The organism is Alteromonas sp. 76-1, from assembly GCF_900654235.1.
GTDB lineage: Bacteria > Pseudomonadota > Gammaproteobacteria > Enterobacterales > Alteromonadaceae > Alteromonas > Alteromonas naphthalenivorans.
Window position 1 is genome coordinate 3,206,435 of sequence record NZ_LR136958.1, and the last position, 16,673, is coordinate 3,223,107.

Below are 16,673 nucleotides of genomic sequence, written 5' to 3' on the forward strand. Positions count from 1 at the left end.
TCCTTAAACGACTTACAAGGTTTGCGTTGTGAACGAATAACTTCTGCAACAATATGAATTTCCAACGCGGTCTTTAATATATCGTAAATAAATCGTAATTTGCGTATTTTGCGGCAACGGATTGGTCGGCCAAAAGGTAACGACATCACCATTGAATGAGAAAAAACCGTCGTAATAATTTGACCCCGAATAAATTCGAATCTCACCACCTGAATGATTAGACGTAATATTTCTAATATCAAGTGGCTCACTGAAAGTCATCTCGATAGGCGCATTAACCGCATTGCCTGTTGAGCTATGTGCTGGCGTCATAACTGTAAGGGTTGGGTAAGAATTATCCACTACACCCGTGTTTTCAGTGGTAAACGCCAAGCGATACTCAGCAACTTCATTACCCGCTACATCACACACGCCCGCAACAAGTAGCTCATAATCTTCACCCGCCACCAGATATTCATCCGGCGTAAACGTAATCGTTCTGCGATCACTACTCAGTGCCACACTGCCCGATACTGTACCTGTACTATTTTGGAGCGATACCGTCTCTTCATTCACACAGTGTGCCGCTAACGTCTCATCCAGAAACAGTCTCACCGGCGCATTCACTGGCACATCCGTTAACCCTTGCGACAGGTTGTTTGCTATCACACTCGGCGCCTGCGCGTCTTCACTGTCACCTGCCGTAAACGTATACTGATGATAACTGCCCACGTTATTACCTGCGATATCCTTCAGGTAGCTACCCCAACTGATATACACGTAATAATGATGCCCTTCTTCTAACAATGCATCCGGGGTTAACGTCACACGCTTACCGTCTACACTTAGGCTCAATGTCGCAGCCTCATTGCGTTTTTCCGTATTGTTATACAACCTGAATGACTCACTGGTCAGTGATGTCGGGTCAATACGCTCACTGAAGTCTGCCGTAATCGTCGCATTCAATGCCACGTCCGTTGCACCACTTTTCGGGCTGTAACTTATCAATGACCCTGTTTGTGTATCGATACCCAGCTCTGTTGTGAAGTTGATATTGATGTCTTCTACCTGCACGTTATCTGCCAGGTCTTTCACACCGCTTACATTCAAGCTTAGCGTCTCACCCGCCGGAAGCAGGGTCACCGGGGTGAGCGTGACCAGCGTATGTGAGCTATCCAGTGCACGATTTACCGCAATCTGCTCACCGTTATGAGTCAGGGTAATGCCACCCAGTGATAAATGACTTATCATTTCACTAAACTTCACTCTCACTCGGGCATTTACCGCCACATCGGTTAAGCCTTCGTGCACTGATGTGCCTGTTACAACAGGTGCTGCGGTATCTTCTTCCAAACTGGTATAGAAGTAGAAGCTATCTGATGAGTTTGTATTACCACTGATGTCCGCCACACCGCCGAGCCGTGCATTAAACCGTCTACCTGCTGTCAGTACATTGTCTGGTACCCAAGTGATTGTCTTGCCATCCTGACCAATACTGGCACTACCCGCGACATGAACCGAACCATTGTCTACATCTCGTACATATACGGTGCTGCTGTTCACCGTGAGTGGATCAACAACCTCGTTCATTACCCAGATCACACTACTATTTACTGCAACTGTACTGTTCGAGTAAGGTAGATAAGTACTGTAATTCGGACTTGTCAGGTCTGGCCCTGTTCCGGTTGTAAAGGTTTCACTGTGTGAAACAACTTTATTGCCCGACAAGTCTTCTACCTGTGTAATTGTTTCTGTGTATTCCGTACTCTCTAGTAATGGTGAGTAACGGTGGTACAACACTTCAGTATTACTTGCACTGTACGAGATACTCATATCTGCTATGCGTTCGAAGCTGTATGGGTTAATCGCTTCATCAAAGCGCACGTGATAACGCGGATTCAATGCCACGTTTTCCATTCCCGTTGCCGGACTCATCGCAGTTACTCGTGGGGCCTGCAAGTCTTCTACCGCTACTTCACCTGTGGTGAAGCCATAACTGCGACTCCAGTACTGACGATCACCATCTGTATCCAGAATGTTACTTGACAGACTCACATAATAGTAACTGTCAGCCGATAAGAGTGATTGCGGCGTGATTTCCACTGTACGTAAATCATCTGCCAGACTTATCGTAGCCGGAAAGGCACTGCCATCATTGTTTCGCATCACAATGAATTCATCAGTAATGGTAGTCTCATCCATATCTTGGTTATAAACGATACGCATGCTCGGATTTAGCGACACATTGGTTAAACCGTTACTTGGCAGATAAGCATTAGGCGTTGGTCGCACCCCTGCGGTTGCCGTAGTTGTCGCCATGCGGAACTGACCTTGATAATGGTTCATCGCATTACCTGAATCATCACGCGCTGTGCTATCCAGATAAACATGAACGAGTGCACCTTCTACAAAGGCTTCATCCGGTGTAAATTCGATTGCCTGACCTGATGCTGACAGCGTAATCTGTCCCTCTACCAGTACACCGTTTTCCGCTACATGGAAGGCATCATGTAAGGAACTTTCATCCATTGGCTCTGAGGTGTACATCACTATACTGCCGACACTCGGTACATTATTGGCACCACTGTTCGGGTATAGGCGTGAGACACTTGGCCTACCGTTGTCATTATCTACCACTGCTGTGCTAAATAGGCTGACATAATCCGCCATTGCATTACCGCTTAAGTCCTGCACATCGTCCGTGACGATTACTGACAGTGACTTTCCGGCTGGCCAGGTGCCACGCAAGGTGATTGTTTTACTGTCTGCAGAGCGGTAAACGCTCGGCGTAATAATGCTGCCCTCTGAATACAACTTGAAGTGATTACTGTTGACCGTAGCTGCATTTAACGATTCATTGAAGCTTAGTACGATTGGCGTACCTACTCCTATATCCATGGCTCCGTCTGCCGGACTGATACTGCTTACGGTTGGTGCTGTAGTATCAAGCTCGTCTTCTGTTGTGAAGTAATAATTCCAACAACATGCACTATTTCCAACTCTATCTTTGACGTAGTAAATACTTGTTCTGATTTGTGTACTACCCGGTAATGGCTCACTTGGCGTAAACGTCACCACGCTGCCTTCTACCTGATAGTCACCCGCTACATAACCACTTTGGCCATTCACCTGAACTCGCACTGCATCATTAATGTTTAGTGCATCGACTGCTTCGTTAAAGGTCACCACAATCGCTGTGTTAACTGATACATCTGATGTATTGTTTGTCGGTGTAACACTGCTTATTCTTGGGTAGGCAGTATCAACATTGCCGCTACTATCGGCTGTGAAGTCCATGCGATACTCAGCAACTTCATTACCCGCTACATCACACACGCCCGCAACAACCAGCTCATAGTCTTCACCCGCCACCAGATATTCATCCGGCGTAAACGTAATTGTTCTGCGATCACTGCTCAGTGCCACACTGCCCGATACTGTACCTGTACTGCTTTGGAGCGATACCGTCTCTTCATTCACACAGTGTGCCGCTAACGTCTCATCCAGAAACAGTCTCACCGGCGCATTCACTGGCACATCCGTTAACCCTTGCGACAGGTTGTTTGCTATCACACTCGGCGCCTGCGCGTCTTCACTGTCACCTGCCGTAAACGTATACTGATGATAACTGCCCACGTTATTACCTGCGATATCCTTCAGGTAGCTACCCCAACTGATATACACGTAATAATGATGCCCTTCTTCTAACAATGCATCCGGGGTTAACGTCACACGCTTACCGTCTACACTTAGGCTCAATGTCGCAGCCTCATTGCGTTTTTCCGTATTGTTATACAACCTGAATGACTCACTGGTCAGTGATGTCGGGTCAATACGCTCACTGAAGTCTGCCGTAATCGTCGCATTCAATGCCACGTCCGTTGCACCACTTTTCGGGCTGTAACTTATCAATGACCCTGTTTGTGTATCGATACCCAGCTCTGTTGTGAAGTTGATATTGATGTCTTCTACCTGCACGTTATCTGCCAGGTCTTTCACACCGCTTACATTCAAGCTTAGCGTCTCACCCGCCGGAAGCAGGGTCACCGGGGTGAGCGTGACCAGCGTATGTGAGCTATCCAGTGCACGATTTACCGCAATCTGCTCACCGTTATGAGTCAGGGTAATGCCACCCAGTGATAAATGACTTATCATTTCACTAAACTTCACTCTCACTCGGGCATTTACCGCCACATCGGTTAAGCCTTCGTGCACTGATGTGCCTGTTACAACAGGTGCTGCGGTATCTTCTTCCAAACTGGTATAGAAGTAGAAGCTATCTGATGAGTTTGTATTACCACTGATGTCCGCCACACCGCCGAGCCGTGCATTAAACCGTCTACCTGCTGTCAGTACATTGTCTGGTACCCAAGTGATTGTCTTGCCATCCTGACCAATACTGGCACTACCCGCGACATGAACCGAACCATTGTCTACATCTCGTACATATACGGTGCTGCTGTTCACCGTGAGTGGATCAACAACCTCGTTCATTACCCAGATCACACTACTATTTACTGCAACTGTACTGTTCGAGTAAGGTAGATAAGTACTGTAATTCGGACTTGTCAGGTCTGGCCCTGTTCCGGTTGTAAAGGTTTCACTGTGTGAAACAACTTTATTGCCCGACAAGTCTTCTACCTGTGTAATTGTTTCTGTGTATTCCGTACTCTCTAGTAATGGTGAGTAACGGTGGTACAACACTTCAGTATTACTTGCACTGTACGAGATACTCATATCTGCTATGCGTTCGAAGCTGTATGGGTTAATCGCTTCATCAAAGCGCACGTGATAACGCGGATTCAATGCCACGTTTTCCATTCCCGTTGCCGGACTCATCGCAGTTACTCGTGGGGCCTGCAAGTCTTCTACCGCTACTTCACCTGTGGTGAAGCCATAACTGCGACTCCAGTACTGACGATCACCATCTGTATCCAGAATGTTACTTGACAGACTCACATAATAGTAACTGTCAGCCGATAAGAGTGATTGCGGCGTGATTTCCACTGTACGTAAATCATCTGCCAGACTTATCGTAGCCGGAAAGGCACTGCCATCATTGTTTCGCATCACAATGAATTCATCAGTAATGGTAGTCTCATCCATATCTTGGTTATAAACGATACGCATGCTCGGATTTAGCGACACATTGGTTAAACCGTTACTTGGCAGATAAGCATTAGGCGTTGGTCGCACCCCTGCGGTTGCCGTAGTTGTCGCCATGCGGAACTGACCTTGATAATGGTTCATCGCATTACCTGAATCATCACGCGCTGTGCTATCCAGATAAACATGAACGAGTGCACCTTCTACAAAGGCTTCATCCGGTGTAAATTCGATTGCCTGACCTGATGCTGACAGCGTAATCTGTCCCTCTACCAGTACACCGTTTTCCGCTACATGGAAGGCATCATGTAAGGAACTTTCATCCATTGGCTCTGAGGTGTACATCACTATACTGCCGACACTCGGTACATTATTGGCACCACTGTTCGGGTATAGGCGTGAGACACTTGGCCTACCGTTGTCATTATCTACCACTGCTGTGCTAAATAGGCTGACATAATCCGCCATTGCATTACCGCTTAAGTCCTGCACATCGTCCGTGACGATTACTGACAGTGACTTTCCGGCTGGCCAGGTGCCACGCAAGGTGATTGTTTTACTGTCTGCAGAGCGGTAAACGCTCGGCGTAATAATGCTGCCCTCTGAATACAACTTGAAGTGATTACTGTTGACCGTAGCTGCATTTAACGATTCATTGAAGCTTAGTACGATTGGCGTACCTACTCCTATATCCATGGCTCCGTCTGCCGGACTGATACTGCTTACGGTTGGTGCTGTAGTATCAAGCTCGTCTTCTGTTGTGAAGTAATAATTCCAACAACATGCACTATTTCCAACTCTATCTTTGACGTAGTAAATACTTGTTCTGATTTGTGTACTACCCGGTAATGGCTCACTTGGCGTAAACGTCACCACGCTGCCTTCTACCTGATAGTCACCCGCTACATAACCACTTTGGCCATTCACCTGAACTCGCACTGCATCATTAATGTTTAGTGCATCGACTGCTTCGTTAAAGGTCACCACAATCGCTGTGTTAACTGATACATCTGATGTATTGTTTGTCGGTGTAACACTGCTTATTCTTGGGTAGGCAGTATCAACATTGCCGCTACTATCGGCTGTGAAGTCCATGCGATACTCAGCAACTTCATTACCCGCTACATCACACACGCCCGCAACAACCAGCTCATAGTCTTCACCCGCCACCAGATATTCATCCGGCGTAAACGTAATTGTTCTGCGATCACTGCTCAGTGCCACACTGCCCGATACTGTACCTGTACTGCTTTGGAGCGATACCGTCTCTTCATTCACACAGTGTGCCGCTAACGTCTCATCCAGAAACAGTCTCACCGGCGCATTCACTGGCACATCCGTTAACCCTTGCGACAGGTTGTTTGCTATCACACTCGGCGCCTGCGCGTCTTCACTGTCACCTGCCGTAAACGTATACTGATGATAACTGCCCACGTTATTACCTGCGATATCCTTCAGGTAGCTACCCCAACTGATATACACGTAATAATGATGCCCTTCTTCTAACAATGCATCCGGGGTTAACGTCACACGCTTACCGTCTACACTTAGGCTCAATGTCGCAGCCTCATTGCGTTTTTCCGTATTGTTATACAACCTGAATGACTCACTGGTCAGTGATGTCGGGTCAATACGCTCACTGAAGTCTGCCGTAATCGTCGCATTCAATGCCACGTCCGTTGCACCACTTTTCGGGCTGTAACTTATCAATGACCCTGTTTGTGTATCAGTTTGAGTACCTGTGATGAAAGAAGTTGATAGTGCAGATTCAAGCAGATTACCACTAAGATCAGAAATACCATCAACAACTAGGGTATAGCCTGTCTCAGGCTCCAAGTTTAACTTAGGCTTTAAGGTTGCTGTGCGCAGATCACTGCTATTGGTAAGGTCTACTGCAACAACTTCATCACCCTTAAAGAGTTGTATGTTCTTAGTTGAATAGCTGTTTATCGCTTCATCAAACCTCACATTCAACCTGGCATTAACAGGTACAGATGTTTCTCCTTCATTAACACTGATACTACTGATCAGAGGAGCAACACCATCAGCATCAAACGCTGTAGTAAAATAGTAATTACGGTTAGACATGGAATTACCAAAGAGGTCTTTAATTCCACTTCTCAAATATATTCTGTGTTGCCTTCCTACAAGAAACGCCGCATTAGGGGTAAAAGTGATAGTCGTGCTATCGTCCTTAACATCTATTAACCCTTCAATACGTTCTCTTGTCGAGTTATCTTCGATATAGAAGCTATCACTGGTTACACTTTCCGGGTCGATCCGTTCACTCATCACCACAGTTAATGCAATATTAACGGGAACGTCTTTTGCGTTGTGAACTGGGTTAATATTGCTAACAGTTGGTCTAACTGTATCAACAGTATTTCCGGTTTCGAAAGTAAACTGTTGTTCTTGTGCCAACGGATTACCTGCAGTGTCTTTTACAATACCGATAACAACTTCATGCACTGTGTAATCTGCCATTAGTGCATTAGGCGTAAACAATACCTGCGTATCACCGCCAATTAACTTAACGTTACCCGGAACTGGTACTCCACCGTCTCCATACACACGAATAGAATTAGCGTTGACAGACTTACGCGATAGAGCCTCTGAAAAAGTAACAATAATAGCACTGTTTTCCGCCACCTCAGTTTCATCAGTAGTCGGCTCAGTTGCAATTGTGGTAGGCGCAATAATATCGGGGTTCGCTGGGTCGGTACCTGCTGCAACCTCATCGCCGTCCTTTCTGCCATCGCCATCGGAATCCTGATTGTTAGGGTTAATCCCACGCGCTACTTCTTCCCCGTCTGTCAGACCATCCCCATCGGTGTCAGGGTTATTGGCGTCCGTCATCCAGGTATTAGCTTCTTCTTCATCACCGAGACCGTCACCGTCTTCATCATTTTGCACTTCAAGCGTAACGGTAACCGTTGTTGTACTGTTAGAGCCCAGATCTGTCGCTACTGCTTTAACCGCAATATTTCCAACATTCTGAGGAACAGTGAAAGGAACGGAATACGGATAGGTAGTGTCCTGTGCAACGAGCAGATTATTGACATAAAAATCGACTTTGCCAACGGCAATGTCATCCTGTGCATCTGCAGTTAACGTTAGTCTTGCACCTTCAACTGTAACGCCGTCTGATGCAGGCTCAACTAGCGAGACTGTTGGAGGTATTCCATTCGCATCGTTTAGCTCTCTATATTGCGCGATAAACAGTTTCGTATCGCCCGTCGCTTTATAGTCTGAGCTCACAACATATCTTTCTTCTGTAATAAAAGCATGGGTTGCGTTAAGCGCAATGCCGGTACCTGCGTAATCACCTAAAGGAGAAAGGTTGATCGTATCCTGGAAGAAAGGTTCGTCAGGATTTTTAGTGTTCACATAGGCAACAACATTTGGGAATAATTGCTCAGCAAAGAAGGTAAAGCCATTTGTCACCGCAACATCGCGTGGAACGAAGGTCCTGTCTCCGCCTTTGAGTTCCAACATTCCAGCATCCGTAATCTTATAAATACGATAGCCAGTGCTGTAGGCTGCAACATAAACATATTCATTACTGATTTCGACGTCTTTAACTGTGCCGATATTAACCGAAGAAAGGTGTAATGGCGCTGATGGGTCTTCAATATCAAACAAGGATAACGTTGTACCTCCCACGGCGACCATAAAGTTGTTTTCTACAGCAATACCTTTTACATCTGTAAGGTGTTCGGTAGAACCAACTGCAAAAGGTTTGTTAGGATTTGCAACATTGAATATTTCGATACCGGCAGAGCCATCCGCAACAAAAACGAAGTCTCCTTTTACCGATAAGTCTTGCGCAGTGCCAGCAGTGTCAAGTTTTGATACAATTTTCGCGTTTTCAGGTTCAGATATATCTACTATTTGCACACCCTCAGAACCGTCAGCCAAATAAGCGTAGGATCCAACTGCTTTAACATCGATGCTAATACCCTGTGTATCTACACTTCCAATGATTTCAGGATTTAAGGTATCTACGACGCTAATCACTTGCAGCCCAGAATCGCCAGCGGCTATATAAGCTAAGTTACCTTGAATATCGACATTATTTGCGTAGCCCGGAATAGACACCGTAGATTGCACAACTGGATCGAACTGAGTCACCGTCACATTAACAACGAAACTCTCGTCACGGTTGGTCACCGTTATTGTCGTTTCGCCTGATTGACCCGCAAAAATTTCGCCGTCTGATAAGCCGAAGTTAGCAATGGTTATATCGTCGGTAGTATAGCGAGTACCACTAGATTGCTGAGTTAAATCTACAGAAGTGCCGTCAAGCATGTAGCCTGTGACAGAAAGCTTGCCGCTAGCTTCACCATCAATGGCATTATAAGTTAGGAGTAAGTTCTCTGGGGATACCGTTATGAAATCAAGATAGTCTGTCAAATTGCCGCTTTCTGAATCATTCGGATCTGAACCACCGGCTATTTCCAGCCCATCAGAAATACCATCTCCATCGGAGTCAGCTAAAAGCGGATTAGTAACAAAACCATTCGTTCCACCAGTAAGTTCTTCTAAATCAGTAAGACCATCACCATCTGTGTCGGCTTCAAAAATGTTGGTACCCGCCTGATACTCTTCGAGCGCCGATAACCCATCGTTGTCGTGATCTTCTAACGCATCAATTGGGTCATTTGGATTAAGTCCAAGCGCACGTTCTGCATCATCCGGAATTCCGTCTGAATCCATATCGCCACCGATTCTGACTTCTACTCGACGGCTTGCTAGCACGCCATCCTTCCTAGCACTGATGAGTGCAACACCATTAGCTCTAGCTGTAACCACACCGTCTGTACTAACAGAAGCAATCGTCTCGTTTGTACTTGAGTAGTTTGTTCCTTTGTCCCCTGCAGTTAAGTCATCTACACTGCCATCGGCAAAAAAACCAGTGACGGTTAAAGGGAAGGTTTGTTTTGGATTGTCTAGAAGGAGCGTATCCGTTGTCGAAAAACGCAATGATACGGGGATAGGATCCAATTTTTCAAACTTGATATCACCAACTTTTGTAATGCCGTTACGTACCACATTAAAATAATCACTTTGACCAGAGACGGTGCGGCCATCTTCCAGTTTACAGGTCGCTCTGGCTCTGATTTGCCCCATATTGGAAGGAACGTTTGGTAAAGCCCAGCCACCATCTTCACTTACTTGAATGGTACGATTTAAAATATTTATGACACAGTTTTTATCAAGCTCTGTTGCATTAGTCTTGAGAAAAAATGCTGAAAAACATAAACCAGTGAGTAAAAGTAAGTTTAATTGTCCCTTTCTCATCTCTATCCCTGCGACACTCATTGTGGTGTATATTGGTTAACTTAAACAAGCAACTTTACTGCAATTGCAATCATTTTAATGTGAGCAAAACTAATTATTGGGGGTGTCAAGCCTCTAGACTTTCCACTTCTAATCCCAGTATTTCAGCGAGTACATCTGAATCATTTTGGATTTGGTGATAATCACTGTGATACATTAAAACAACTCTTTTTTGGTTATTGGTTAGAACGCTTAGTTCAAAACAAGTGAGTGGCGACTCAGTACTATATATTCGAGTTGTAATAAGCAGAAGCTTTTCAAACGAATCAAAAGCAACTTTAGTTTTCGGGCTATTCGAACTGCCGACATTCAGCACTCTTTCGTTTAGGTCAAAATAGAATTTTCTTCTGCTTCTTCTGCATATAAAGGCCGTACCTAAACTAAAGAGTCCCCCCAGTGTAAACACGACAATAACGAATTCGGTTTTCGAATCAAGGTTTGGCTCCAACTGCCAAACTTTAACCGACATAAATATGCACACTGTCCAACAAAATATGTGTAATCCCCATTCAAACAAATAACTTCTGAGGTTAGGAGTGATAGCGACTACATCTTTATTTATGTTCAATTTGGCGTTGCAATAACTAGAAGCAACTAGGTTGCCTGTAGCATCAATTTCGTCGCCCGCTTTCAAATTTAAGCTCTCTTATTAACGATAGAAGCCATTTTTCTATAAAACTCTGGAGAATTAACAATCTCTTGAAGTTTAAAGTTGTTTGGTGTTTGTTTTAGTTTTTTAGTTTTTCGATCCAAAGTAATAATAACTAACTGCTGTTGATTTAGTAGTGAAGCAGTAATGATGACGTACATTTCATTTCTAGCATGAAGTACCCCCTCAACTTTCACTTCATCAATTTTGGACAACCTGTCCAAATAAGCAACAGGCGTGTAGTTGCTTAGGCTATAACCCAAGCGAGGATCTATCACAGGAATAAGATTTCTCGTAGAAAAATCGAGCCAATGGGCATCTAAAGACGTTTTATATGTCTTTTCTTTAACTATTCTTTTTACTGTATCTCCGCGCACAGCCCAAAGTTCTCTCAGGAATGACTCTAAATGTGTGAACTGAACATTCTTATCTTGTAGTTTACTTTTTTTATCTGCATTAAAGTTCAATGGCTCGTTCAACCACTCAACTTCAAAATTAAAAACGAGCGCATTTTGATTAGAATCACTAATTGGCTTGGGTCTATAGCTAACAGAGTATGGCAGGTTTGGCACTTTTTTTAGTGGCTTAGCGTAAACATCTGTAAGCACACTGGAGAAGATAGAACTCGAAGTTTTCCCATTAAGCAATAAATTGCTGATGTGGCATTGGCTATTTTCTGCACATATAACCGCCTCGTACCAGCTCATAACTTTCTGAGGAGCTTCGGTGAACCAATCAACAATAAAAAGTTCGTAATCACCCCAAAACAATTTGTGAGTGGCATCAGCTTTTCGCAACTTAGCAAACCCCTCGAATTTATCAGGGATATTATTCAGTTCTCTACTCATCCAAGAATAAGAACCATCTTTAACATACGACAACTTTCGCAACTTTGCCTTGTCGTTTTCCTTCGCAAGTGTGTAATACCTAGATAAGGTTTGAATACTATTTTTAGTATCGCTCTCATTCAACGACAGTTGAGTTTTATGAAACAAATTATCTACAACAATGCTACCAGCAACTGAAACCTCACCTCTGGGCGATTCAGCCAAAATAAATGAGGTTCTCTTTTGCTCTGCTAATGCACCAATTGAATATGAGCTTAAGAAAATACAAAAAAATAAAGTTTTAAAAATTCTCGTGCTATCCACACGTACCTCCTGATCCAGCCTCACCAAAAGTTACTGAAACTTCGTTTTGATATTGATATTTATATAACCCACCTACTTCAACTTTATACTGAGCATTTGCTTTAAACTCCGCTTTGCCATAGCTATAGCTATAACAATCAGAGCTGGTGCATTTTTCACCTTTATAGTCTTTGTAATCTGCAGAAGCACCAACATTAATAGTTGATGAAGCTTCAGCTTCACCTGCAATTAATTTGTCACAGTCTTGTTGATTAAAAATATTACAGTATTCGACCGCGCCTGCGACCTTTGCAAAAACACCTAAAGCTAGCGACCCTGAGGTTCCGAGCTTCAATAAACCGCACGTTTCTGGGTCACACTCTGATTCTTCTGTTGAACCAGATGCAGAAACACCTAAATTACCTTTCGCACCAGGCCCAAACTCAACCTCACCACCTAGTTTAACTGGGCCATAGGTTTTGATTGGCAACTTGTACAATAGGCCTAGTCCAGGAACAATAAAGGTCGCTTCCAGTGAACCTGAGCCCTTTAATTCGGTTTTAGTGTATGGTTTCGGGTTTTTGCCAATAGAGCAATCTTTGCAGCACTTTTCACCACTTTCTTCGTTTAATGCAAATGAACCTTTCATTTCAAGCTTTGCGTACGGCATACCATTGTTTAAAACATCAAGTCCTTTTAACAAAGGGTGATCGCCTTTTACCTCAATGGACTTTGTTGTTTTTTCATTACTTGCTTCGCAATGGTTTCCACAACTTCCATCTTTACAGGTGTAACACGCTTTAGCATCGGAACCGTCACCACATTCCTGTTTATTCTTACTTTCATCTGGCACTTTTTCACCGCCAGAGCACATTCCGCACTTTTTGTCGTCTTCAGATATATCTCCATCATCTGGAACATCAAAAATTGGATTTTCCCCATCGCACCCTGGCTTTTTGCAATCGTATTTCACATCTGCACTTACCGGAATGTCGCCCGGATTTGGTTTAGAGCCCTTGCACAACTGTGTTTTACAATCTTCTGGCGTCTGCTGAGAACGAGGTTTATTATCCTGTGCAGGATCTCTTACACATGAACTGCCTTGACACTTCTGACACTCTGGACAGTTGTGGGCTGTACCTGAACCGCCCGGCTGTGAACCACAGTGCCAGCCTGCTTTCACAACACCCACACCAGGGTTGGATGAAACAACTGAGCCATCTTCCGAAACTGTACCCAAACCTATTGCTACGAATTCTTCTAAGTCGTGATCAAAAGAATACATTTCAACCTGTGCACCTGGCGCATGGCCATCTACATTAGGTAGCGTTAATTTCGCAGCAGGAGAGAAGGTCGCGCCAACTGGCTGGATTGTTACGATGAATTGAGGTTGCATGCCATTGGGCGGCGCCATTGGTACTTTTGAAGCATTTACAGGTGTGACTGAAATAATCCCTTCACGCGAACCGTCTGGGAATGTCACTGAATCTTTTGCGATTTCCAGTTTAAATCCTGGGAAGTTATCAAGAGTAAGTACTACGTCTTCTTTACCCGCATACACACCATTATCTGTGTCTAGTTTGACCATGTAGATCGGGCCAGAAAGTGGGTTGTCCACACCTGACACGGTTACAATATGATAGCTTAACGTCGGATACTCACCAAAAGCAGTCGTGGTTGAGCCATCCACGATTAAATGAACCGGTCCAACTGGCGCTTGATTAACAGTGAACTGACCTTGTTGATCTGTAAATGCAGTCCTGTCTGTGCCTTCTATACGCACCGTCACACCGGGCAAAGGTTTGTCTTGATTGTCCAGTACAACACCACTTACGCTAGTGATTCCAGCGTCTGCTGGTACAAATGCTGTCGCAGAGAAACCTGCCAATAAATCCATACCCTCAAGAGAGTCAATCAATACAGCTTCAACACGCTGGGCATCTATGCCCGTAAGTGGACCTAAAGTAAGTTGCGCCGACGCTCGACCATCGCTGTCGGTCGAGGTTTCATAGCTGCTTTCTTCATTTTGGAAAACACCCTCGCCTTTAATCACATCAAATCGTACACGTGCCCCTTGCACTACATTGGCACCACTGTCTGTTACTGCAACAACAAACGGGGCTGGTAAGGTTTGCCCTACAACACCACGCTGATTATTACCTGAGTTAACGCTGATTTTGTCGCCCGTTACGCTGGTTGCTGAAGCAGGGAAAACAACCTCGTTTTCAACCCCAACAACTTTAGCGCGAACCTTATGGTTAGCGACACCTGTGCGGTAGCCCACCTGAAATTCAGTGCGTGCCATACCTTCAGCGTCAGTCGTCGCAATGATAGCTCGGCCGGATGTTTCTGGCGTGCTGCCAACAATTCCCGCACCTTGCGTTACCCTGAAAACAACAGTTGCATTTGCGATTGGCGCATCAGAGCCATCAACCAATTTTACAATTAGTCGTTCAGGTAGTTTATTGCCGATTTGTGCAGTCTGGTTTTGGCCACTTACCAATACTAAGCGTTTATCTGTTGCAATTTTGTAGATAACTTTTTGCGATATAGATGCGCTGTTGCCTGATTCATCGATAGCGGTAACCGTAAGAACATTTTCGCCCTCGTTTAAGGGCACATCCGTTGCAGCATAGCTACGGTTAGACACAGTCGCTTTAATGCCATTAACTTCAACTGTTGCCTGTTCTTCAGAGACGGTTCCGCGCACAATATCATTAACTAGGCCTGTTACAGTTATTTTGTCACTGTAAACTTCTTGTGCTTCTGTATGAGATTCGATTGTTATGTAAGGAGGGGTTAAGTCCAGTGATACAGAAATAGAATCAGTTGTTTGCTCACCACTTGCATTGGTCGCTCGTGCTACGACGGTATTAAATCCTTCGATTAGTTCAACATTGGCACTAAATTGTTTGCCATCATGCGCAATTACTGCACCATTTAATGTTAATTCCGCATTTTCCTGATTAATAGTACCCGTAACATTTACTGGCGAACTTCCAAAGGTGGACAACGTGGTGGGTGAAAGGATATCCACTTCCAGTGCCACAGGCTCTAATGATACCTGAACATAGGCAGAGCCACTGATATCGAAGCTGCTGCGCCCACCAACAATAGTGATGGGACCAACCGTCAGGCTTTGACCGGGTTCCAGTATCTGGTTTTGCGGAAGTGCTACAACATAGTCCAGTTCGCCTAACTCGCCGTCAGCATTGCCAACCGATATAGTAGCTGGCGTAAGCGATTCGATAACAAAGCGGACCGGGCCGTTTATCGGTTCATCACTATTGTTTGTGATTTGTGCCGTAACGGTAGCATCGGGTGAGCGCCTACTACGTGTTGGGTTATTCCAGCTTACTTCTATATTTGTATCTTTTACCCAACCATCTGAATTCGCTTGCGCATTCGCCTTACCTACGTTCACGAGTAAAGCAGCAACCGAACAAACGAATATGAAAAGTAGTGACTTAACCGTGTTCAAACTTTTATCTCCCTGATAACTCGATCTTTTAAAAGAACGAGCGTCTTCCTTAAAAAGGACCTAATTAGCCCCTATAATAAATTTGTTTTTTGTTTACGCAGACTTGCGACAACGAGCTAACAGCGTGAGACCAACGAGTAACATAATGAAGGACTCTGGTTCCGGCACAGGCACCGGCGTGTTATTGTAAGTAAAGAGGACATTGTCTACTGAGTAGGAAAGATTAAAACCATCATCTTCATCGGCAAGTTCAAATGAGATGGCAATTCCTCGGCCTAACCAATCACTCATATCAAATAAGAAGGTTTCAGCTACATTTTCAAGTGCAGGAATTTCAAACACAGCATCAAAGGTGTAGTCAACCGCATCATAAATTGCCAAAAAAAGCGTGTCACTGAAAGCAGAGCCGCCTTGCTCTGTTGGATCAAAAAGCATACTTAGTAGCGCCGCATCGACACTTAACATTGATACATTAGGGTCAACCATGATTGGAGAATCAAAAAGGAAGCTTCCATCATCACCTTGTATTAGGACGGCTGCAAACGGGTCAGTATTATCACCTGATGATAAAATAGCCTGGCCGCCATTCTCTGTCACTGAGCCAGTGAAACTCGCGTCGCTCCAGTCATTCAGTCCTGATGAAAAATCACCATTATTAATTAGGGTCGCAAGTGCTGCCGTACTAAAAAAGAGAGATTGCACAAGACATAAAAGCACAATACAAGCTTTAGTTATTTTACTGCTTTCCATAAACCGCATCCATTCTGTTATTATTTTCCGTACAAATTACGCCCAGCCTACACCCACGGGGTCGTATTTCATCAGCCTTAAGACCTAGTGCAAATCATCGAAGTATGAATAAAGCACTAAAAGTTGTATATTTTTCACGCCAACCTGTAAATATTACACTTGTCACTTTTTCAAGTAAAGAATATTCTTTTTTCTTGTTGCTATTCTGTGAACAGAATAGACTTTCGTTAAAGGCATC

5 protein-coding genes are annotated in these 16,673 nt (G+C 44.4%); all 5 read right to left on the reverse strand.

Features of this window, described 5'->3' with window-relative positions:
* Window positions 1–12: 12 nt before the first annotated feature.
* The 5 genes from ALT761_RS13930 to ALT761_RS13950 all read right to left on the reverse strand — a co-directional run bounded on the left by ALT761_RS13930 (window position 13) and on the right by ALT761_RS13950 (window position 16,435).
* Complete coding sequence (locus ALT761_RS13930; RefSeq protein ID WP_172602893.1) at window positions 13–10,386, reverse strand: Ig-like domain-containing protein; 10,374 nt, start codon at window positions 10,384–10,386, stop codon at window positions 13–15.
* A gap of 106 nt (window positions 10,387–10,492) precedes the next feature.
* On the reverse strand, window positions 10,493–11,059 hold the full coding sequence (locus ALT761_RS13935; protein ID WP_129739531.1) for a hypothetical protein: 567 nt from the start codon (window positions 11,057–11,059) through the stop codon (window positions 10,493–10,495).
* 2 nt (window positions 11,060–11,061) lie between these two features.
* A complete protein-coding gene (locus ALT761_RS13940; RefSeq protein WP_129739533.1) occupies window positions 11,062–12,225 on the reverse strand; it encodes a hypothetical protein in 1,164 nt (387 codons plus the stop codon).
* Window positions 12,218–15,685 carry a carboxypeptidase-like regulatory domain-containing protein gene (locus ALT761_RS13945; protein ID WP_129739535.1) on the reverse strand — a complete coding sequence of 1,156 codons (3,468 nt, stop codon included), beginning with the start codon at window positions 15,683–15,685 and terminating at the stop codon, window positions 12,218–12,220. Before ALT761_RS13945 ends, ALT761_RS13940 begins: the two co-directional genes overlap by 8 nt.
* A 93-nt stretch (window positions 15,686–15,778) precedes the next feature.
* Window positions 15,779–16,435 (reverse strand): PEP-CTERM sorting domain-containing protein, encoded by a 657-nt coding sequence (locus ALT761_RS13950; protein ID WP_172602894.1) that lies wholly within the window; start codon window positions 16,433–16,435, stop codon window positions 15,779–15,781.
* Between the last annotated feature and the right edge of the window lie 238 nt (window positions 16,436–16,673).

What these genes read in the sequence shown, in the direction of transcription:
- ALT761_RS13930 (WP_172602893.1), bottom strand. Translation starts at nt 10,386, where the DNA reads ATGAGAAAGGGACAATTAAACTTACTTTTACTCACTGGTTTATGTTTT.
- ALT761_RS13950 (WP_172602894.1), bottom strand. Translation starts at nt 16,435, where the DNA reads ATGGAAAGCAGTAAAATAACTAAAGCTTGTATTGTGCTTTTATGTCTT.